The sequence below is a fragment of the Paenibacillus sp. J53TS2 genome (assembly GCF_018403305.1).
GTDB lineage: Bacteria > Bacillota > Bacilli > Paenibacillales > Paenibacillaceae > Fontibacillus > Fontibacillus rhizolycopersici.
Genome location: NZ_BOSK01000015.1, coordinates 56,040 through 77,991, shown reverse-complemented (window position 1 = coordinate 77,991; position 21,952 = coordinate 56,040). Strand labels below are relative to the sequence as shown.

At 53.8% G+C, this 21,952-nt stretch carries 13 protein-coding genes and 1 riboswitch; of the genes, 9 read left to right on the top strand and 4 right to left on the bottom strand.

The features are described 5' to 3' along the window. Window positions 1-21 precede the first annotated feature (21 nt). Window positions 22-121: riboswitch (purine riboswitch) on the top strand. 65 nt (window positions 122-186) lie between these two features. Continuing rightward, window positions 187-1,626 carry an NAD(P)/FAD-dependent oxidoreductase gene (locus KJS42_RS21655; protein WP_213624108.1) on the top strand — a complete coding sequence of 480 codons (1,440 nt, stop codon included), beginning with the start codon at window positions 187-189 and terminating at the stop codon, window positions 1,624-1,626. 122 nt (window positions 1,627-1,748) lie between these two features. Here the strand turns inward: KJS42_RS21655 and KJS42_RS21650 are convergent, their stop codons facing one another. Beyond that, window positions 1,749-3,104, bottom strand: a complete 1,356-nt coding sequence (locus KJS42_RS21650; protein WP_213624107.1) for a metallophosphoesterase — start codon at window positions 3,102-3,104, stop codon at window positions 1,749-1,751. 232 nt (window positions 3,105-3,336) lie between these two features. Here KJS42_RS21650 and KJS42_RS21645 point away from each other — a divergent pair, with 232 nt between their 5' ends. The 8 genes from KJS42_RS21645 (at window position 3,337) to pulA (ending at window position 17,220) form a co-directional block, all read left to right on the top strand. Then, the gene (locus KJS42_RS21645) at window positions 3,337-6,888 is read left to right on the top strand and encodes a DUF6359 domain-containing protein (protein WP_213624106.1); all 3,552 of its coding nucleotides are present in this window, start codon (window positions 3,337-3,339) and stop codon (window positions 6,886-6,888) included. A 178-nt stretch (window positions 6,889-7,066) separates the two neighbouring features. Beyond that, window positions 7,067-8,059 carry a LacI family DNA-binding transcriptional regulator gene (locus tag KJS42_RS21640; RefSeq protein ID WP_167521258.1) on the top strand — a complete coding sequence of 331 codons (993 nt, stop codon included), beginning with the start codon at window positions 7,067-7,069 and terminating at the stop codon, window positions 8,057-8,059. Window positions 8,060-8,092: 33 nt separating this feature from the next. Further along, a complete protein-coding gene (locus KJS42_RS21635) occupies window positions 8,093-9,820 on the top strand; it encodes a glycoside hydrolase family 13 protein (protein WP_213624105.1) in 1,728 nt (575 codons plus the stop codon). Between the two features lie 12 nt (window positions 9,821-9,832). Beyond that, window positions 9,833-11,119: an extracellular solute-binding protein gene (locus tag KJS42_RS21630; protein ID WP_155607493.1), complete on the top strand. Its 1,287-nt coding sequence runs from the start codon at window positions 9,833-9,835 to the stop codon at window positions 11,117-11,119. A gap of 64 nt (window positions 11,120-11,183) precedes the next feature. Then, window positions 11,184-12,053: a carbohydrate ABC transporter permease gene (locus tag KJS42_RS21625; protein WP_213624104.1), complete on the top strand. Its 870-nt coding sequence runs from the start codon at window positions 11,184-11,186 to the stop codon at window positions 12,051-12,053. 12 nt (window positions 12,054-12,065) lie between these two features. After that, window positions 12,066-12,890 (top strand): carbohydrate ABC transporter permease, encoded by an 825-nt coding sequence (locus KJS42_RS21620; protein WP_155607491.1) that lies wholly within the window; start codon window positions 12,066-12,068, stop codon window positions 12,888-12,890. Between the two features lie 175 nt (window positions 12,891-13,065). Then, window positions 13,066-15,180, top strand: a complete 2,115-nt coding sequence (locus tag KJS42_RS21615) for an amylo-alpha-1,6-glucosidase (RefSeq protein WP_213624103.1) — start codon at window positions 13,066-13,068, stop codon at window positions 15,178-15,180. 6 nt (window positions 15,181-15,186) lie between these two features. Further along, window positions 15,187-17,220 carry a type I pullulanase gene (gene pulA / locus KJS42_RS21610; RefSeq protein WP_213624102.1) on the top strand — a complete coding sequence of 678 codons (2,034 nt, stop codon included), beginning with the start codon at window positions 15,187-15,189 and terminating at the stop codon, window positions 17,218-17,220. A 370-nt stretch (window positions 17,221-17,590) separates the two neighbouring features. On the opposite strand, the gene KJS42_RS21605 is transcribed toward pulA, so the two are convergent. The 3 genes from KJS42_RS21605 to KJS42_RS21595 form a co-directional block, all read right to left on the bottom strand. Continuing rightward, on the bottom strand, window positions 17,591-19,915 hold the full coding sequence (locus KJS42_RS21605; RefSeq protein WP_213624101.1) for a glycoside hydrolase family 65 protein: 2,325 nt from the start codon (window positions 19,913-19,915) through the stop codon (window positions 17,591-17,593). 136 nt (window positions 19,916-20,051) lie between these two features. After that, complete coding sequence (gene pgmB, locus KJS42_RS21600) at window positions 20,052-20,711, bottom strand: beta-phosphoglucomutase (RefSeq protein ID WP_155607489.1); 660 nt, start codon at window positions 20,709-20,711, stop codon at window positions 20,052-20,054. A 108-nt stretch (window positions 20,712-20,819) separates the two neighbouring features. Continuing rightward, window positions 20,820-21,857: a LacI family DNA-binding transcriptional regulator gene (locus KJS42_RS21595; RefSeq protein ID WP_155607488.1), complete on the bottom strand. Its 1,038-nt coding sequence runs from the start codon at window positions 21,855-21,857 to the stop codon at window positions 20,820-20,822. Window positions 21,858-21,952: the final 95 nt, after the last annotated feature.

The following is a 21,952-nucleotide window of genomic DNA, read 5'->3' as shown; positions in this document are numbered from 1 at the left end:
TTGTTCTGAAGCACAGACAAGACGAAACGAAACTATCGAATTCGTATATCCTCAGTAATATGGATTGAGGGTCTCTACAAGGAACCATAAATTCCTGACTACGAATAGGGTGCATTCGCATACCTATGAGTGGTCGGGAATTTTTATGTTTATGGCATGAATTCATATCGCCTCAGGAGGATACAGATGAGTAAATACGATGTCATTGTGGTGGGGGCGGGACCTGCCGGGATTTTCGCCTGTTATGAACTGACCCGTAAAGCGCCGCATTGGAAGGTGCTCCTGGTGGACAAGGGGCATGATATTTATCGCCGCCGCTGTCCGATCTTGGAGGAGAAAATCACGCTTTGCCCGCCTGCGGCCGGGCGCAAGGAATTTGCCGGCTGCCTGCCGGCCTGCTCCATTACCGCGGGGTTTGGCGGGGCCGGAGCCTACAGCGACGGGAAATTTAATATCACGACGGAATTTGGCGGTTGGCTGAGCGATTATATCGCGCCGTCCAAGGTGCTGGACTTGATCCAATACGTCGACTCGATCAATTTGGAGCACGGGGCGACAACCGCGGTTACCGATCCGATGACGGAGGCCGTGCGGGAGATCGAACAACGGGGTTACGCAGCGGGACTGAAGCTGCTTCGGGCACAGGTACGGCATCTGGGGACCGAGCAGAACCTGGAGATTTTGAAATCGATCTACGAATATCTGAATACCCGCGTCGATATGTTGTTTAAGGCGGAGGTCGAGGATCTGATCACGGAAAAAATCGACGGAAGCCACCAAGTTCGGGGCATTACGCTAAAGAACGGCGAAACCTATGAGGCCGACCTGGTGATGGTAGCTCCGGGCCGTGACGGCTCGGCCTGGCTGACCGACATCCTTAAGAAGCGTCGGCTGAAGATGACGAACAATCAGGTAGACGTTGGGGTCCGCGTGGAAACCTCTGACGTGGTCATGCGGGAGATCAATGAGCACCTGTATGAAGGAAAGTTTATCTATAACACGTCGGTCGGCACGCGAGTTCGTACGTTCTGCAGCAATCCGTCCGGACATGTCGTGGTTGAGAACCACAGCGGCGTCATGGCGGCTAACGGCCACTCTTACAAAGACCCGGCGCTGGGTTCAAGGAATACCAACTTTGCGCTCCTCGTTTCGCACCGGTTTACCGAACCGTTCGATAAGCCAAACGAGTACGCGCGGGAAATCTGCCAGCGTGCCAACGATTTGTCCAGCGGTGGGGTGATCGTGCAAAAATACGGTGATATTCTGCGCGGCCGCCGTTCCACGGCCGCCCGGATTTCGGAAGGCTTCCTTGAACCCACGCTCAAGGAAGCGGTGCCGGGCGACCTCGGGCTTGTGCTGCCGTACAATACGATGAAGAGTCTGATCGAAATGGTCGAGGCGCTCGACAAGGTGACGCCGGGCATCGCCTCCGAGCATACGTTGTTCTACGGCGTGGAAGCGAAATTCTACTCGGCCCGGCCGAAGCTGAGCGAATCGCTGGAAACCGAGATCGGCGGTTTGTTCTGCGGCGGTGACGGCGCGGGGATTACCCGCGGGCTGGCCCAGGCGGGAGCGGCCGGCGTGTGGATCGCTAGGGGTATGATCGAGAAAGTGGGAGCGGTATAGGAACATATACGGATACGGAAATGGGCACGGACCTTGGATCAAGGAGCCGTGCCCATTTTTATAGTTTCAGGATGGATGAGGGTGACACGATGTCACCGCTCAATGGTACGAAGAGGTTAGGGCTACTCCAATCCGCCTTGCAACGTCATTTGCAGCTTGGTGTTGTGTGGAGATTTCGGTTCTAGCATGCTTTGGACATACCCATGCAGAAAGGTCGAATCGGCCTTCTCCCATAATCGATAGCCTTGCGAGGCTAGCAGGCGCTCACGTTCGGGCCCTGATGCGGCCCTGCCCGCGAAATACAGCAGGTTGATGTCCGACATGGTCCGTGCCATCAACGTCTTATCCGCTTCGGATAAAGGGAGCTCCCCCAAGGAGGCATAGGCCTTGTGATAAGAATGCTCAGCGAAAAACTTGCGGCTATATTCCGCGAAACCCGTCAGGTTCCCGTCTGAAACCTGCCGTTTACGGGCCCATGCCTCTACATCGACCTGAGTGGATTCATACTCGATCGTCCTTCCGGTTGGATCGTATTGCAGCACACCGTATTGATGCGGATAGACGCTGAAGGCACTGGTCGCAATATCGTAGAGGCCGTGATTCGTCTGGCGGATATCTTGAATATGGATGTGGCCCGACAATACAAGATTAAGACGCAGCTTCTCAAATAAGTGGTTTATTTCTTTACTGTTGTTGAGTGTAAACCCTTTGATGGGTACAGTGCTGTGGTCGACCAGGTTATGGTGCATCACGGTCACGATGCGGGCGCCGTTCTCACTGGCAAGGCGGGTGCATTCTTGGATCCATTCCTGCGTTGCGGGCGGGATCTCCCCATCGGTTTGGGGAAAGCCGGCGAACTCGTTTAGATCGTACTGGCTTGTATCGAGCATCAGCAACCAAAGATCGGGAGAAACCTTAGCTAAATAGCTTAGAGTTGAAGTGTCTCTGGTAATGGCCTCATGATAACCAAAAGCACCGTAAATCTCGACGAACTGCTCCGGGGTAATCGATTCGGTTTTGTATTGGGAGTCGCCCTTGAACCGGCGTGCCCAAGGATTCGAAAGATCATGGTTACCGGGAATCACGTAGACTTGAGTTCCTGCGGCTTCAATCTGCTTCAGTTTGGCGGCCAGGTCCTCGTGGCTAGCTTTCTCCCCGTTGTTGGTTAGATCGCCGCTCAAGATCAGGGCGGCCGGGTTCTTCTCTTTAACTTCCTCGGCGAAGGCTTCGCTCATCGGGTCGATGTAGCTCAGTTGCTTGCCGTCTCCGGCCTGGATATAGGTATGAAAGGCCTCCCCATCATCATGCAGGCGGGGGCTTAGGTAATGGATATCGGTGGCGACGTACAGGGTTAGCGGTTGTCCCGCCGTCAGCTCCTCGGGCTGGTCATGCGAGGACCAAGAAGCCATACAACCGCTAAGTCCAAGTAAACATAAGCCGGCGGTGAGAATAGCAGCTATTTTTAGCGAACGAAACATACGGCAGGGTTCACTCCCCTTTAAGCGGTTCTCCGGATAGCCGGGCTAAGACCACTGTATAGGGAGAACTGAGGTGGTGCTGTGCTGTTTTTCCTTGCAAGGTAGGAAGAGGTCGATTCAAAAACAATAATTTTACATTATTTTTACAACAAGGAAATAATCTGCAATTTTATAATAAATATGATGAGAGGGTAGTCCAATAAATAGGGAAATAGGGAGGAATCGATGACTTATGGGTAAGGGCAACGCGAAAGCTAGGCGCAACAGATGGCTGAGTCTCTTATTGGCCGGTGCGATGATTGTAACCGGTCTGCCGGGATGGGCACCGCAGGCGGCAGCCCAGTCTGCCGATCCGTCAATAGCGGCGGAAGTAACTGAAAGAACCGTTGACGACGGTGCGGGGCTGCCGCTTGCTTCGGAAGTACAAGTGCCGGGCAGCGAGTTGCCGTCCGATCTATCGGATGGAGGTGTTCCGCAGACCGAGGCGGTTTCGGAAGCTGGCACAGCACCAGACAGCGTTGAGGCATCCCTGCAGGTTGCAGCCGATTCGCTCAGCGTTGCTGCAGCGATCGCGAAAGGGAATAGCGGCGAAGCTGTGGAAGTGGCCGGTATGATCGTCGGTCATGCGACAGGTTCACTCACCGCGGATTTCGACGCTCCCTTCGGCAACGACTTCAACCTTCTCATTGCCGATACGGCCGGGGAGCGAGACAAAGCCAAGCTCATCGATGTTCAGGTCCCTTCCGGCTTAAGAGCGGAGTTCGGCCTGCAAAGCCATCCGGATTTGATCGGGAAATCGGTGGTCGTATCGGGATCTCTTGCGGCATACAACAATTTTCCAGGATTAAAAAGCGTAACAACAATTTCATTATCACAGGCTCAACCGGAAGATCCCGGTGAAGACCCTGGCGAGGATCCCGGCCAAGGAACAGATCCAGGTGAAACTCCGCAGTTACCGGACGGTACCGGCAAGAAGGTACTGTTTGACAATGCTCACGGCCAAACCTCCGGCGCTGCGGACTGGGTTATCGACGGCGGGTTCTCGGATTTTGCCGAGGGACTGCGGGCGACTGGCTTTACGGTAGAGTCGCTGGATCGGCCGATACCGTACAATTTCGGGGAAACAACGATCACCTATGAGGCTTTGCAACCTTACGATGTCTTCATTATTCCCGAAGCGAACGTACCCTTCAAAGCAGCTGAACAAGCGGCGTTGGTACAATACGTGGAAAATGGCGGAGCCGTTTTCTTCATCTCGGACCATTATAATGCCGACCGAAACAAGAACCGCTGGGACGCTTCAGAGGTGTTTAACGGCTATCGCCGTGGAGCTTATGAAAATCCAGCCAAGGGGATGACGGCCGAAGAAGCAAACTCGCCTGCGATGCAGGGATTGAATAGCTCCGACTGGTTGGCCGATAACTTTGGTGTTCGTTTCCGTTATAACGCTCTTGGCGACGTCAATGCAGCAGATATCGTCACCCCGTCGCAATCGTTTGGCATCACGGCCGGCGTAGAAGCCGTCGCCATGCATGCGGGGTCAACCGTGGCGATTCTTGATCCACAGAAAGCCAAGGGGCTTGTCTACGTCCCGACCGGCGTTCCGGCTTGGGGGAATGCGGTTGACGAAGGAGTCTATGACGGAGGCGGCCGGGCGGAAGGTCCTTATGCTGCCATCGCCAAGCTAGGCCTCGGCAAAGCGGCCTTTATCGGCGATTCGTCGCCGGTAGAAGATGCAACGCCGAAATACGTGCGGGAAGAGAATGGCCAAAAGAAAACGACGTATGACGGATTCAAGGAAGTCGACGACGGCTTGTTCCTGGTGCAAACCGTAAAATGGCTGGCGTACGACGAGAACTACACCTCCTTTGGCGAGGTACCGGGATTAACGCTGGACGTGCCGACGGTGGTGGGTGCTGACGAGGAACCCGCCGCCACAACGGAACCGCAGCCGGAACCTTGGTCGCAGCCGGCCGCCGGATACAAATGGTATGATCCGGCGACCTTTAAACCGGGATCTTACGGCTCGTCGCAAGCGCCAGAAACGGAGCCGGTGTTTGCTTTCGTACATCAAACGCAGCTGCCAAGCCAGCAGGAGTTCCAACTCCGTGTAACGGCGGACGGCTTGACACCGGGGCAGACGGAGTCCGATTTGCGCGTGGGCATTTACTTAGCGGGAGGAGAACAAATTGCCCGGTTCAAGAATGCCGACGGCAGCTGGTCGGATTACAACTACAGTCCGGCGTTTTCCTTGACGGGTAACGCCCAAGGGCATGCATCCAAAGACTTGACCGTACAGCTGAAACCGGGGGTGACGGCCGCAAGCGCCAATTTGCGTTTGAAGCAAGGCAGTGCGAACGAGATCACGAAGCAAATCGAAATTGCTAACGTGGATGCCGAGCCGTTGCCAGGCGATCATCCGCCGGTGCCGGAGCTGAGCACGATTGCTACAATTCGCGGGGCGGCGGAAGGAACGGTTGTTACGGCGCAGGGGGTGATTACCTCCGAGCCGGGTGTGTTTGGCGGTCAGGGTTTTTATTTACAGGACGAGACGGCTGGGGTTTATGTCTTTCAAACGGCGGCGGGTTACCATGCCGGAGATCTGGTCCGAATCAGCGCAACCCGAACGTTGTACAACGGTGAAGTGGAGCTGGAGAATCCGGTGCTGATCGAAAAGTTAGGCACGGCCCCGCTGCCACAGCCGCTAGTCCAGGAGGCGGTGACGGAAGCCAATCAAGGGCAATTCATCACCTTAACGAACGTGGAGGTGCGTGACGTTGTTGCTGCCGCGCCAACCGGTTCCTTTGAATTCAACGCCGTCCGGGAAGACGGGAGTTCGACGCGGGTACGCTTCGACGGGAGAACCGGTGCGGCGATGGATGCTTTTACGGCGTTGTACCCTGCAGGCACGCGCGTGGATATCAGCGGAATCGCTTCGGTGTTCCGGGGAATGTACCAACTGAAGCCGCTCGCCTTGGCCCACGTTGTGCCTAGCGCGGTGGAAGCGGATCTAACCGCTCCGGTGACGGAAAGCAATATTACGGGGATAGAAGGCGCGGATGTATATAACCAAACGGAAGTCACCGTGGCTTTTTATGCGGAGGATGATGGAGGCAGCGGATTGGACCGGACTGAGTTCCGGGTGAATGGCGGGGAGTGGACTTCCTATGCCGATCCGCTGGTACTGACGGCCGACGGCAAGTATACCATCGAATACCGCTCCATGGATAAGGCGGGGAACCAGGAAGCCTCCAAGTCGCTGTATATCAATGTAGATCGCCTGGCGCCCGAAGTGACGTTCGGGGGAGACAGTCAAGTCCTGCAGGTTGCTTCGAGCGTTCCGTTCACCATTGCCGTCCATGACGCGGTCAGCGGCTCGAAATCTACGGCCTACCGGCTTGACGGTCGCAGCATCTCGGGGATCGCGGAAATCGTTCCGTTCTCCCTGGCGGTCGGCACGCACAAGCTGGCGGTTCAAGCAACGGATGCGGCGGGACATACCGCTACGGTGGAGTTTGCGTTCAAGGTTACGATCGACATTGCCCATCTGGACGAACTGGTGGATTTGGGCAAGGAGCACGGCTATTTCAAAACCAAAGGCACGGCCACTAGCCTGCTAGCTCAAATCACCTCTCTGCAAAAAGCGAAAACATCGCTGGAGCGCGACATTAAACTGAAAGCGCTGAAGTTGACCATTAACGTCCAAAGCGGCCTGACCATTAAGGAAAGCTTCGCCAAGCTGCTGCTGAAGGATTTGGAGGTTATCGGGGGGAAGGCGGCGTAATCTTCGCTGCCATGGTTTATGAAAAAGTCGCTCAGGAGCACACTCCTGGGCGACTTTTTTTGCCCTGCCATAGGTCCACTCCGGAAGGGAACGGTACGAAAAAACCAGGCTTGCCAAGAATGAAAGCGTTTTGTATAATAAGTTATGCAACCGGTTGCAGGTTAAGGAGAGATCAATCGTGTCTAAGATAACTATTCAGGAAATTGCAATTTTGGCGGGTGTAAATAAGGCGACCGTATCGCGGGTGATTAACGGGAATCGGAACATTTCCGAGAAAACCCGGAAGAAGGTCGAAGACATCATGAAGCAGTATAACTATGTCCCCAATTCCATCGCGCGCGGATTGGCGACGAACAAGACGTTTACGGTCGGCTTTTGTTTTGACTACACCAATAAACAGGCCTATGCCAACCCGTTTTTTTACAAAGTCCTTCAGGGAATTGAAGAGGTTGTATACGATCGTGATCACATGTTCCTAATGATGAGCGATCATGACGGGAAAAGCGACAGATCCACGTTTGAGCGCGTGGTGGTTGAGCACCGGGTTGACGGCGTCATTATTCCCAATACATTGCTCAATGAGCGGAATTATGAACTGCTTGCCAAACATAATATGCCTTTTGTGGTGTCCGGAGAAAACACGCTGCCTCAAGTGGACGTACCTTGGGTGGATATCGACAACGTTCAGGCCGGCCGGGTCTTGACCGAGCATCTGTTGAATTTAGGCTGCCGCAGCATCATGATTTATGCCGGCGGGTCAGCCGCTCTGCGGGACAAATTCCTGTCCGATCGCCTGACCGGTTATCGGGAAGCGATGCGGCAACATCATTTGGAAGCTCAGGTGATTGAGCATGCCGATCTTTTAAAATCGTTTCATGATCCTCAGGAATATGCATCTGAAGGGCAACGGCCCGATGCTTTGATCTGCTGCACGCACGAACAGCTTTTTGAGATATTGGACTGGGAGAACGGCAATCCTCTACTAGCGGAGCTTGCTTTGGCTACATTCGATAGCTTCCCGATGTCCAAATACCTGAAATACCCGGTGCATTTCGTGGAAATCGATCTGGAAATGATGGGAAAGCAGGCGGCCCAAATGTTATTTTCGTTGATGAATAAAGAACCGGGAGTTCCGCCATCCATATCGATTCGGACGCAAATCGGAAAATGATTGAACAAACTAAACATAAGAGGTAATAAGTTGATGACCCAATATCTGTATCACGAACCGGTAGTGGATGCTACCCTAATTTCTCTTAACGAGCTGGAAGTTCGCCTGAAGCTTCCTGCCGAGGCTGCTCAGGTGACGTTAAACTACTGGAATAAATATAAACCGGAGTACGGCATCCGAAAGCAAACGATGACGCTATGGGCGGAATCGGGAGAATTCAAGTATTATCGTACGATATTGACGGGTATGGAATCTCGCATTCGGTACCTTCAATATAAATTCGAGTTTGTAGAAAAGGGGGAATCCTATTGGCTGGGTGCCGAGGGATTGCAAAAGTCCGAGGGAACCAAAGGTAGCTATTCCTTCGCTTATGCGGGAGATCGCGATGTGGTGAGTTCTCCGGTATGGATCAAGGAACGGGTTTGGTATCAGATCTTCCCTGAACGGTTCTGTAACGGGGATCCCGGAAATGACCCGGACTCTACGGAACCCTGGGGGAGCGTGCCGACCCGGGACAATTACATGGGAGGTGATCTGCGAGGCATCATTCAACAATTGGATTATTTGAGTGGTTTGGGCATTAACGCGCTGTATCTGAATCCTATATTTGCGGCCACGTCGAATCATAAATACGACACGGTGGATTACTTGCAAATCGATCCGCAATACGGGACGGTGCATGACCTGCAAGAGCTTGTCCGAAAATGCCATGAGCGCGATATCAAGGTGATCCTCGATCTTGTTATCAATCATTGCGGATTCTATCATCCCTATTTTCAGGATGTCGTGCAAAAAGGGGAGGATTCGGTTTACAAAGACTGGTTCTATATTAACCAATACCCGATCCAACGGAGCGAGGACGGTTATGACTCAGTCGGTTATTATCAATGGATGCCTAAGCTGCGGACATCGAATCCCGATGTTCAGCGATACGTATACGATATCGTTTCCTTTTGGCAGAAGGAGACGGGGATCGACGGCTGGAGAATCGATGTCGCAGATGAGGTGGAGATCAGCTTCTTGCGGGAGCTGAAATCCTATGTCAAGAAATTAAATCCTAACGCTATCATTATTGCAGAAATTTGGGACGATGCCAAGCGCCTGATGGCGTCCGGTGGCGTCGACAGCGTGATGAACTATGAGCTGAGAACGGCCTTGTTCGACTATTGCCTGGATCGCTCCCTGACGCTTGCCGAGTTCCACTCCAGACTTGTGAACTTACTGCATCGTTATTCCTTAGCAGAACTAGATCAGATGTTTAACTTACTGGGAAGCCACGACACGGAGCGGATTTTGACTCGCTGCGGGAACGACGAGAGCAAATTGCGGCAGCTACTGGCATTTCAATTCTTCTTGCCGGGCAATCCTACCGTTTATTACGGGGACGAACTGGGAAATACCGGGGAGAATGATCCGGGATGCCGCGGCAGTATGCCATGGCATCTCGTCCCGGCGGAAACACCGTTGTTTAGGGAGTTCCGCAGCTGGATTCGTCGTAAAACGACGGATCCGGTGTTACAGCACGGGCTCACGGAACTCAGATACCGGGAAGGTTCGGAGTGTTACGTCATTCGGCGTTACGCTGAAACTGGGGAAGCGGTGCTGTTGATCAATTTTTCGCCGGAACCGTTGGAGTTGGACGCCGTGTTGAAGCGGTTTGATTTGAACGTCGAGTATTTCATTCATAATTCGGATGATACCGGGCGCTTGCCGGCGACGATTGGCCCCGGAGAAACGATGGTATTCCAAAAACGGGATTAAGGAGATCGACCTATGATAAATAAATGGAGTAAACTATTGCCAATTTTGCTTGCCGTGATCCTGGTCTTAGCAGGCTGCGGATCCAAGGACAAGCAAGGGGCTGCTAACAGCGCAGGTTCGGGAGATACAAAGCCCGACAAGGAAGTCACTTTAACGTTCTGGCATCATTATAGTACCGCATCTCCGGAAGAGAAGACGCTGAAAGAGGTGCTCATCCCGAAATTTGAGGAGGAAAATCCCGGGATTAAGGTCAAGCCTGTTGCCTTCACGTGGGAGGACCTGCATAAGAAATTGCAAATCAGCGGCAGTGCCGGCGAATTGCCGGACGTAGCCCGGTTGGATATCATCTGGGTTCCGGAGTTCCAGAAGAGCGGATTGCTGCAGCAGCTTGATGCGTTCGAAGATTTTGCCGAGGTTTCCGGCGGCCTGCTGGAAGGACCTCTTTCGACAGCTAAAGTAGGCGACCATTATTACGGACTTCCCTTAAATACGAATACCAAGGTCTTGTTCTGGAACAAGGAGATGCTGACGCAAAGCGGAGTAGAACAAGCGCCGGAAACCACGGAACAGTTCTTTGAGGCCTTGGGCAAAATTAAAAGCAAGTATGAAAAAAGCTGGGGGTTCGGCGAACCAGCCCTTCAAGGCTGGAACATCCTGCCGTGGATTTGGAGCAACGGGGGCGACGTGCTCTCGCCGGACTTCACGACGGCTGACGGCTACTTGAACAGCCCAGCTACGGTAGACATTATCACGAAACTCAAAACTGCTTTCGCAGCCGGACAAATTTCCGGGTTCAAGCCGGGAGATGTTGCGGTTACGGAAGGACATGCGAGCGGAAGCTACGCCATGATGGCGGAAGGCCCGTGGGCAGTTGCCCAATTCCAGTCGCAGTTCCCTGATTTTGATGTGGAAATGGCTTCCTTTCCAAAAGGGTCAACGGGATCTATTCAGGTACTGGGCGGAGAAGATATCGGGATCTTTAGTAAAGACAAGCAAGAGGAGTCCTGGAAATTCGTGAAGTTCATGGTATCGGAAGCGGCACAGGTCGAAATGGGCAAAATCGGCCAAATTCCAGTCAATCTCGCTTCGATGGAGAATGCTGATGTAAAGGCGATCGATTATTATCCGCCGTTTCTTGAACAGCTGAAGACGGCAAAGGCGCGCCCTCCGGTGAGCGCTTGGCCGCAAATCGACGGTGTCATCAACGATGCAATGAGCAAAATTTTCATGACGGATGCGGATGTGAAGACGGAGCTGGATGCGGCTGCAAGTGCCATCAATGCTTTGTTAAAGGATTAGTCAATTCTCGGGAGGGCGTCTTCCGCAAGGGAGGCGCTCCCTTCTACGAAGGAGTCAACACGACATGCGCAAAAAAAACGGAGCAGCTGGATACTTGTTCTTCTTGCCCGGATTTCTATTTTTTGCCCTATTTATTCTCTACCCGTTGATCCGGAATTTGATCTACAGTTTTTATGATTTTCGGCTCACGAACATTCATCAACTTGATTTTGTTGGATTGGACAATTACAAGCATGTGTTCGGGGATGAAGTTTTCTGGATTTCAATCCGGAATATTTTCATCTACGGAATCATTTCCGTACCCGGCCAAATGATATTGGGGTTTCTGGTGGCTTACGCGCTTTACCAGAACCGTCCCGGGACTAAAACATTTCGGGTGCTTTACTTTTTGCCGGTCATTACGTCTTGGGTTGTCGCCTCTTTAATTTTTAAGTATGTATTTGCTGATCAGGGCTTTTTGAATTATGCGATTACGGATATGCTTCACCTTACGGACCGTACGATCAGTTGGCTAAGCGAACCGGGAAAAGCCATGATCGTGATCGGGGCACTGGGCATCTGGAAAGGGGTCGGCTGGGCGATGGTCATCTACATGGCCGCACTGCAGGGAGTACCCAAAGATCAATATGAGGCGGCCTCCTTAGACGGCTGCAACGCTTGGAACCAAATCCGTTATATTACGCTGCCGTCGATTCGAAATACGACGTTTTTTATTCAAATGATGTTGATCATCGGCGCGTTTAATGTGTTTACATCCGTTTATCTCATTACCAATGGCGGGCCGCTGCACCAGACCGAAGTGATGTTGACGAGAATGTACCAAAAGGCGTTCTCCGAATACGATTTGGGCTACGCATCGGCGTTATCCTACGTGTTTGCGGTCATCATTGCCGGATTAACGTATGTACAGTTCCGTCTGAAGAAACAGGAATAGGGGGCGAACCATATGCGCTCGCTGAAAACATTTTGCGTCTACGTCTTGCTCGTTGCGGGCGGAGTAATCTCCATTTACCCGTTAGTGTATATGCTTTTGACCGCGCTCAAACCCATGACTCTGCTATTCGAATTTCCACCCCGGTTTTTGCCTTCGGAAATGACCTGGTCCAACTTCAGGGAGGCTTGGGGAAGCCAAAATTTCGCTCTGTATTTGTTGAACAGCGTTGGGGTGACGTTGGCTAGCTTCGCGCTCATTTTTCTGCTGTCTTCCATGTTGGCCTTTGCCTACTCGCGTTTTGACTTTAAGGGAAAAGGTCTGAGCTTTGCGATCATCATGGGCGGCTTGGTAATCCCGAGTTTGACGCTGCTGATCCCCCAATTCGTCCTGATTCGTCAGCTCGGCTTGTTCGATTCGCGGTGGGGACTCATCGTCGTATACGCTGCCGGCGCGATACCGTTTACCACCTTCCTGCTTAAGGGCTTCTTCGACTCGATTTCCCGCGACATCGATGAATCGGTCGAGATGGAAGGAGGAGGCGCCTGGACGTTGTTCGCTTCGATCATCTTGCCTCTCTCCAAGCCGGCATTTGTTCCGGCCACCATCTTTAACGCACTGACGGTGTGGGAGGAATTCCCTTGGGCGCTGACCATCATCAATGATCCGCTAAAACGGACATTGCCGATCGCGTTGGCAAATTTTCAAGGGCAATATACGACGCAATGGGGCATCGTGTTCGCAGGTTCACTGATCGCCGTGCTCCCGATTATTTTGCTGTTTCTGCTGCTCCAGCGATACTTTATCGCCGGGATTACGGCCGGGGCGGTGAAGGGGTAGACTATGTCAGCCAAGCTCGATTCACCTGATTGTGCAAACGATTGACCTAACCTTAAAAGCGGTGATATAATCCTGCCAATAGAGGAAAGTAAACGTTTACTAGCCTAAGTGTGGGCAACGTTGGTTTGGAGCAGTTGTTCGCTTCGCTGGAAAGCGGAAGGAGAGAGCTTGGCATATGGAGAACGAGTTCATGCAAGGAGCAATCGAGGAAGGCGGTGCCTTCGTCAAGGAGTTGGCAAACGATCGGGCCTACGTCCTGGGACGCAACGCCTGGAGGACAATCGAGGAAGGGAACGAGCGGGAGTGGCTGATCGGTAATGGCATCGGCGGATATGCCAATCATTCTGTACCGGGCGGCGGTTACCGGATGTCGCATGGTTATTTGGTGGCTTCGGCGAAAGCGCCGGTGAACCGGATGCTGGTGTTTACGCGTTCGCAGGAGCAGGTGGACATCGGTAACCGCAGCTATGACCTGACTTCCCAACAATACATCAACTGGCAAAAAAACGGACAACGCCATCTGCGCCGCTTCAAACTGGATACTGTGCCGGAATACGATTACCAGGTCGAAGACGTGCGTATCGTCAAAACGATCGCACTGGAGTACGGCCACAATACGGTCGCAGTTTGTTATGACATCACCGGGGGCAAGGAGCCGGCGCGAATCAAGCTGGTTCCGCTGTTTAATTACCGTTCGCCCGGGGATGTGTCCGAGAAAGGAAGTTTACGCTTCGAGAAGCAGCTGAAAGGTCGGTTGTTGCAGCTTATTCCCGAACGGGATCCGGCGGTGACGATCTCTTTCCTGGCTTCGGAAGGGGAGTTTCTGGATCGTTCCACGCTGCCCGTAACGATGGCGACACCGAATTATGTCATCGAAGAAGGGCATTATTACCCCTTCGAGAACCGGAACGGTTTTTTGGGCATCGACAATCACTATACACCGTATGAAATTCAGGTGACCGTTGAGCCATATGAGCGTAAGAGAGTGTATCTCAAATGCTCCACTGAACCATTGGCCCTGGACGGAAAGGATGGCTTTACGATCGTGCGGGAATACCGCGAACGGATGGAGCAGCTCGTACAGACGGCCGGTTACGGCGATCGGCTGGCCAACCGCCTAGTGGAGGCAGCGGATCATTTTATCGTGGATCGGGAGTCTACCGGGTTGAAGACGGTTCTGGCAGGGTACCCCTGGTTCACCGATTGGGGTCGGGATACGATGATTGCATTTCAAGGGGTAGCGCTGGCGACCAAACGATTCGCGGAAGCCCGCGAGATTTTGGAGTCTTTTGCCCATTACGTGCGGCGCGGGCTCATCCCCAACATGTTCCCCGACGACGGTCAGGAGCCGCTCTACAACACGGTTGACGCCTCCTTATGGTATGTTCACTCCGTCTATGAATATTTGAAACATACCGGTGGGGAAGATGATTACAGGTTCATTCGCGACAAAATCTATCCGAAGCTGAAAGAAATCATCGCTGCTTACCGGGACGGCACGGACTTTTCCATCGGAATGGATGAGGATGGGCTGATTCATGCCGGCGGGGGCCTCGATCAGGTCACCTGGATGGACGTGCGAGTTGGCGAATGGGTGGTTACGCCGCGGCACGGCAAACCGGTGGAGATTAATGCGCTGTGGTACAACGCATTGCGGATCATGGCACATTTAGCGGAACGTTTTGAGGATAAGCTGCCATATGATGAATTAGCACAGAAAGTGCAGGAATCGTTCTGCCGCCGGTTCTGGAATGAGGCGGATCAATGCCTTTACGATGTAGTGGACGTGCCGCAAGACGGCGGCGGCTTGGAAGATGACCCCTCGATTCGGCCCAACCAGATATGGGCGGTATCGCTGCCGTTTACGATGCTGCCTCCGGAACAGGAGAAGGCGGTTGTGGGAACGGTGTATCAGCATTTGTACACGCCGTATGGACTTCGGTCATTGTCCAACCGGGACCCACGGTTCCAGCCTCGCTATATCGGCAAGCTGATCGATCGAGACGGCGCCTATCATATGGGAACGACGTGGGCATTTCCGCTTGGCGGGTTCATCACGGCCTATTGCAAAGTGAATGGCTACAGCCGGGAAGCCGTACGGACGGCGAAGGATATGTGCAGCGTGTTTGAGGATCATATGCATGACGGCGGACTTGGCGGCATTGCCGAGATTTTTGACGGGGAGTTTGCCTGCACCGGGCGCGGTTGCTTTACGCAGGCTTGGAGCGTAGGCGAAATCCTTCGCGCTTATACGGAAGACGTGCTGCCGAATTTGACGGGATGGGAGTGATGAACGATGTCGGTACAAAAAGAATACCAAGGCACCATCGATTACGGAGATTTGGCGGTCACCGAGGGAATCTCGGTGTTTGACGCCGAGTTTGATGAGAAGTTTGACTATGATGGGGATGATCTGGGGGCGGTTTATTCGCCGGAGCAAACCCGGTTTCGCTTATGGGCGCCAACGGCGTCAGAGGCGAAGGTTGTTTTATACGACAGGTGGGACGGCACGCCGGTGAATGAGCTGCCGATGCAGCGGGATGTACAAGGGACATGGACTCTTACGGTAGCGGAAGATTGCCGGGGATTATTATATACGTATCGGGTCAAGGTTGGGAAGCAATGGAATGAGGCGGCGGACCCTTACGCAAGAGCAGTGGGCGTGAACGGGGAGAAAGCGGCGATCCTCCATTTGCGGAGCACCGACCCGCAAGGATGGGAGCAAGATGTGAAGCCGCCGTTCGAATCGCCGGTGGATGCCGTGATTTATGAGCTGCATCTTCGCGATCTGTCGGTTCACCCTAGCAGCGGCATCCGCGAGAAGAGCAAGTTCCTGGGCCTGGCTGAGGAAGGAACTCGGGGGCCGGACGGGATTCCGACGGGTCTCGACCACATCGCCGGGCTGGGCGTAACGCATGTGCAACTGCTGCCGATTTTCGATTACTCCCGAGAGAGCGTGGATGAAAGCCGTCTGGAAGACCCCCATTACAACTGGGGGTACGATCCGCAGAACTATAATGTGCCGGAAGGCTCCTACGCCACAGACCCTTATCTTCCGGATGTCCGCATCGCCGAGTTGAAACACCTCATCCAGACGCTGCATACTCGCGGGCTCCGGGTAATCATGGACGTGGTTTACAACCACGTATATGATGGGTACCTGATTCATTTTACTAAGCTGGTGCCGGGGTATTATTTGCGGTACAAGGCGGACCGGACGTTCTCGGACGGGGCGTTTTGCGGGAATGAGTGCGCCTCGGAACGGCCGATGATGACGAAATATATCGTTGATTCGATCCTGCATTGGGTACGCGAATACCATGTTGACGGGTTCCGCTTCGATCTAATGGGACTTATCGATATCGAGACGATGAATGAAATTCGCCGTCAACTGGACGAGATCGATCCTTCGATCCTGACGATCGGCGAAGGTTGGATGATGGAGACGGTGCTTCCCAAAGAGCGCCGGGCCAACCAGGATAACGCCGGGAAGGTACCGGGCATCGGCATGTTTAATGATGGGCTACGGGATGCGGTGAAGGGGGATATTTTCATCTTTGACCGCAAAGGATTCATCAGCGCCGGCGAAGGCTTCGAGGACGGGGTGAAGCGCGGCGTAGCCGGGGGCATTGACTATGACGGGGCGGAGCTTCGACAATTTGCCGTTGAGCCGATTCAGTCGGTCAACTACGTGGAATGCCATGATAACCACACGTTATGGGACAAAATCGAGCTGTCCACGCCGGGCGCCTCGGACGACGAACGCCGGGCGATGCACCGGCTTGCCTCGGCGATCGTGTTGACGAGCCAGGGCGTCCCGTTCCTCCACGCCGGTCAGGAATTCCTGCGCTCGAAAGGCGGCGTGGAGAACAGCTACAAATCGCCGATCGAGATCAACTGGCTCGATTGGGAACGCTGCGCTGCGCATCAGGACGACGTGTCCTATATGCGCAGCCTAATCGCTTTGCGCCAGGCGCATCCCGCGTTCCGCCTGCGGACGGCGGACGAGATCCGCTCGCACTTGCGCTTTGAAGCAGCGCCGCCCCATGCGGTGGCGTATACGCTGCGCGACCACGCCGGTGGCGACCCGGACCGCCACCTGTACGTGCTCTACAACGCGAACCCCGGCGCGTTGTCGCTGGAGCTGCCCGCCCTCGGACCGTGGGAGGTCCGGTTCGGCGGCGAGCATGTGCTCGCGCTGCAAGCGGGCGCGAGCGGTAGCCCTGCAGCGGCTGCGGGCGCTGCAGCGGAGCTGCCTCCAGCCGGGGCACGGCTGGAGGTTCGCGGGGTCGGCGTCGTGGTACTCGCCGTCCCGCGGCCCTTGGGTTAGCGCCGCGGCGCAGCCCGGCGCTGGGGGCTGGCCTGCGTCCAGCCCAGGTGGCTCGGCCGCTACAGGCATCGCCACGCTGCAGCGGCCCCAACAAATAAGGGTAAAAAATACCCTTATTTCTGCGGAAGGGCCCCTCTTGAACAAAATAGCGGTATTTTATGGCCTTATTTCTCCAGAGGAGCCCCCAAATGGGCGGTTTTGCCCCTGTCGGACAGAAATAAGGCCATTTTTTACCGTTAATTGTTCATCGCAACTCCAATCACCAGAAATAAGGCCATTTTTTACCGCTATATCACTCGGGGCCGTACACGCCCCGCCTCACACAAAAAACAACCCCCACGGCCAAGCCGATGGGGGCTGTTAGAATCGTTTAGCTTAGCGCCGAAGGCTCCAGACGCTGCGCTTGCACTTGGCTCTTCGCCGCGACCGTGTAGCTTTGGTCGTAGATGCGGATCGCCGCCGGTGCATCCGACTCGTTCGTAACGATGATGTTGTCTTCGGTTGCATTTACTTGCAACAGGGATCCGCGGAACATCACCTTGAACGAGAACGAGGTCCAGTGGGACGGGATGAACGGACGCAGCACCAGCTCGCCGTCGTTCACGCGCAGGCCGCCGAAGCCTTGCACGATCGCCATCCACGTGCCGGCCATACTGGTCGTATGGCAGCCGTCTTCCGTGTCGTTATTGTAATTGTCGAGGTCCAGGCGCGCGGTGCGCAGGTACATCTCGTACGCCTTCTCCTGATATCCAAGCTCGCAGGCGAGGATCGCATGCACGCAAGGGGAGAGGGAGGACTCGTGGACGGTCATCGGCTCGTAGAAGTCGAAGTTACGTTTCTTCGTGTCCAGGTCATAACGGTCGCCGAGGAAGAACAAGCCCTGCAGCACGTCAGCCTGCTTAATGAAGCACGAACGCAGGATCCGGTCCCAAGACCAGTTCTGGTTGATCGGCAGATGCTTCGGATCCAGATCCTTCACAGCGATCAGTTCTTTGTCGAGGAAGCCGTCCTGTTGCAGGAATACGCCGCGCTCTTCATCGTATGGGTAATACATGTTGTCGATGATGTGCTGCCATTGCTTCGTTTCCGTTTCTTCCAGGCCCAGCTTTTCGACCAGTGCATGATAGTGTGCGGAATCCTGTGCTTTGACCTCGCCCAGTGCTTCCAGCGTGTATTCCATCGTCCAGACCGCGATCCGGTTCGTATACCAGTTGTTGTTGACGTTGTTCTCGTATTCGTTAGGTCCGGTTACGCCGAGCATCACGTATTTGCCCTTCGCCTGCGAGAAGTTCACGCGTTGCTCCCAGAAGCGGGAGATTTCCACGAGCACCTCGAGGCCATATTCGCCCAGGTAGGATTTATCGCCTGTATAATTTACGTAGTTAAAAATCGCGTAAGCGATCGCCCCGTTCCGATGGATTTCTTCGAACGTGATTTCCCACTCGTTGTGGCATTCCTCGCCGTTCATCGTGACCATCGGGTAAAGCGCACCTTTGGTAAAGCCCAGCTTGCGAGCGTTTTCCTTGGCTTTCTCCAAGTGTTTATAGCGGTAGATCAGCAAATTGCGGGCGATGTCGGACTCGGCCGTGCTGAGGTAGAACGGCAGGCAATATGCTTCCGTATCCCAGTAGGTGCTGCCACCGTATTTTTCCCCGGTGAAGCCCTTCGGTCCGATGTTCAGACGGTCGTCCTCGCCGCTGTAGGTTTGGTTCAATTGGAAAATATTAAAGCGGATCGCCTGTTGCGCCGATTCGTCGCCGTCGATGATGATGTCGCTCATTTCCCATTTCTTTGCCCAGGCTTCGGCTTGCTCGCGTTTCAGCGTATCGAACCCGGCTTGCTTCGCAGAGCGGAGCGCTTCCGTTCCGGCCTTCACCAGATCGCCCAATCCGTGATCGCGAGAGGTCACATTCGCTACATATTTGAACAACGTAACCGTTTCGTTCGCAGAAGCGGTAACGGCAACTTCGGCGGAGACGAATTTCTCCTGTTCGTGGAACGCGGGAGTCAGCTCCAGGCGTTTCCCGCCTTGCTCCACATCAAACGCCATGATCGATGTCACGTGGAAGTCGAGTTTTTTCGTCTTCACGGTCAAGTAGGAGAGGTCGGCACCGGCGGATTTCTCCACCTCCAGCCAGAATTTCTCCTCATAGTTGGAGTCCTTATTCTTCACATCCCCATCGAGATAAGGCGCAAAACGAAGCTCACCACTGAAATTCAACGGCGTCACGGCATAACGGATCGCCCCGATTTCATGGCGTACGATGCTGACGAAACGCACGGATTCCACTGCCAGTTCTTTGCCGTCCTTCATGACGGCGGTAAAACGGCGGGAGAGAGTACCTTCCTTCATGTTGAGCGCGCGGACGAAATCCTTGACCTGACACTCGGCCAAATCCAGCGCCACGCCGTCCACGAACACGCCGATGCCGATCCAGTTGGTGCTGTTGAGCACTTTGGCGAAGTATTCGGGATAGCCATTTTTCCACCAGCCCACTCGCGTTTTGTCCGGATAATACACGCCGGCCATATAGCTGCCTTGCAGGGAAGGACCGCTGTATTGCTCCTCGAAGTTTGCACGCTGGCCCATATATCCGTTGCCAATGCTGAAAATGCTTTCAGAAATTTCATGATTCGCCGGATCAAAGGATTCCTCCAGGATGGACCAAGGATCCACTTTTAAATACTGTTTCACTCTAACCGCTCCTTTAGTCTTTCTAATAGATTATTTATGCAAAAAAAGAACGAGAGCTATTCGCCGTAAGAGACTCGCTTTTTATTGGCGAATGGCGAGTCACGTTGCTCGAAGCTGTACTATGGGCCTCTTATGCTTATTCGGCAGCCAGCTGCTGAAGCAGGGCAACCGAAACGTCACCTAGCGAAGAGACTACCCGGTTGGCGTCGCCAAGCGTTGCCGGCGATCCGATGCCGATGCAGCGCATGCCGGCACGACGAGCAGCTTCGATTCCGGCTTCCGCATCTTCAAATACGACGCAAGCTTCCGGGGGAACGCCAAGTTCCGAGGCGCCGAGCAGGAATACCTCAGGGTCGGGTTTGGCGCTGGAAGTGCGAGTACCGTCGATAATCGCATCGAAGTACGGCGTCAGCCCGGTGTTTTGCAAAATGATCGGCGCGTTCTTGCTGGCCGACCCCAGTGCGGTCTTCAGCCCGTTTTCACGGCATTGCTGCAGGAACTCGAGCGCCCCCGGCAAAATTTCCGACGCATCCATCCGGGAAATGTATTCGACGTACCAGTTGTTTTTGCGTTCGGCCAGCTCCTGCTTCACGTTGTCTTCCAGCTGAAGGCCGCCAACACCAAGCAAAATGTCCAACGAAGCCATGCGGCTTACGCCCTTGAGCTTCTCATTATCCTGTTCTGTGAATTCAAAGCCTAGTTCCGCAGCTAGCCGTTTCCAGGCCAGAAAATGATACTTCGCGGTATCGACGAGCACGCCGTCGAGGTCAAACAAACAAGCTTGAATGGGATTCATAACCAACCTCCTGTAAGGTCATCGATTAGCGCAAACGTTTGAACAAAAGGTGAAAAATAAAGGAAGCTTCAGCTCCCGTTTATTTTCACCAACAGGTCCATGCGTCCCTTAGGATTTCTTGGGGACCGAATACATGGACGAATCGCGGACGATCAGGCGGTGCGGAATGATCTGCCGCTTCGGATACACCTTGTCGCTGTTGTTTTGAATCGATTGAATCAATACCTGAGAAGCGGTGTAACCTAAGTTGTAAATGCCGATATCCATGCTGCTGAGCGGTGGCGTAGAAAGCTCCGACAGCGGGATATTGTTGAAGCTGACCAGGCACAAATCTTCAGGCACTTTGAATTTCAGTTCATGCAAGCCGCGAAGCACGCCAAAGGCTACAACATCGTCAATCATGACCAGAGCCGTCGGACGGTCTGGAAGATTCATGAAGAACGACATGGCCCGATAGCCGCTGTCCTGTAAAAACTCACCTTCGACAATCCATTCGGGCCGGCACTCCAAGCCTGAATCTTTGAGCGCATCCTGATAGCCCTTCAACCGGTCTTTGGAGACGACGAGCTCCGGCGGTCCGCTGACGAACCCGATCCGTTCATGTCCCAAGGCGATCAAATGTTTTGTGGCGTCGTATGACGCCTGGATATTATCATTATCCACCGTTAAAATATCAGGATATTCCTCGCTGCGTCCGATCAACACGAACGGGTGACCCCCCTCATGGAGGAAATCGATCACCGGATCGTTCTGCCGTGAATACAGCAAAATGACCCCGTCCACCCGGCGTCCGTTCAAAAGTCTGGAGACGCTTTCGAGTTCTTCCTTCTCATTGGCTCCGGAGCTGATGAGTACATCATAGCCTAGGCGGCTGGCCTGGGTTACGATGCCGCGGATCAGTTCCATGAAGAAGAAGTTCGAGAACAATTCCTCTGCGGACTTTGGCAGCATGATGCAAATACTGTTTGTCGTTTTGGAGACCAAACTCTTGGCCATGATGTTTGGATGGTAGCCAAGCTGGTCCATAATGAGCTTCACTTTGCGCGAGGTTTCCGCGCTGATTCTGGGGTGATTGGACAGCACCCGGGACACGGTAGAGGGCGATACTCCGGCCTTTTTGGCAACATCCTTAATGGTGACAGCCATAAAAAACCTCCTCTGTGGAACCGTTTGCTTTACACTGTAATCTTAATCTAAAGAAAACGGAAAGTAAATAGAGAATCTGGGGATAAATCGCATAC

Coding starts and splice junctions, on each gene's coding strand:
- KJS42_RS21655 (WP_213624108.1), top strand. CDS start 187: ATGAGTAAATACGATGTCATTGTGGTGGGGGCGGGACCTGCCGGGATT.
- pulA (WP_213624102.1), top strand. CDS start 15,187: ATGTCGGTACAAAAAGAATACCAAGGCACCATCGATTACGGAGATTTG.
- KJS42_RS21630 (WP_155607493.1), top strand. CDS start 9,833: ATGATAAATAAATGGAGTAAACTATTGCCAATTTTGCTTGCCGTGATC.
- KJS42_RS21620 (WP_155607491.1), top strand. CDS start 12,066: ATGCGCTCGCTGAAAACATTTTGCGTCTACGTCTTGCTCGTTGCGGGC.
- KJS42_RS21650 (WP_213624107.1), bottom strand. CDS start 3,104: ATGTTTCGTTCGCTAAAAATAGCTGCTATTCTCACCGCCGGCTTATGT.
- KJS42_RS21615 (WP_213624103.1), top strand. CDS start 13,066: ATGGAGAACGAGTTCATGCAAGGAGCAATCGAGGAAGGCGGTGCCTTC.
- pgmB (WP_155607489.1), bottom strand. CDS start 20,711: ATGAATCCCATTCAAGCTTGTTTGTTTGACCTCGACGGCGTGCTCGTC.
- KJS42_RS21595 (WP_155607488.1), bottom strand. CDS start 21,857: ATGGCTGTCACCATTAAGGATGTTGCCAAAAAGGCCGGAGTATCGCCC.
- KJS42_RS21645 (WP_213624106.1), top strand. CDS start 3,337: ATGGGTAAGGGCAACGCGAAAGCTAGGCGCAACAGATGGCTGAGTCTC.
- KJS42_RS21625 (WP_213624104.1), top strand. CDS start 11,184: ATGCGCAAAAAAAACGGAGCAGCTGGATACTTGTTCTTCTTGCCCGGA.
- KJS42_RS21635 (WP_213624105.1), top strand. CDS start 8,093: ATGACCCAATATCTGTATCACGAACCGGTAGTGGATGCTACCCTAATT.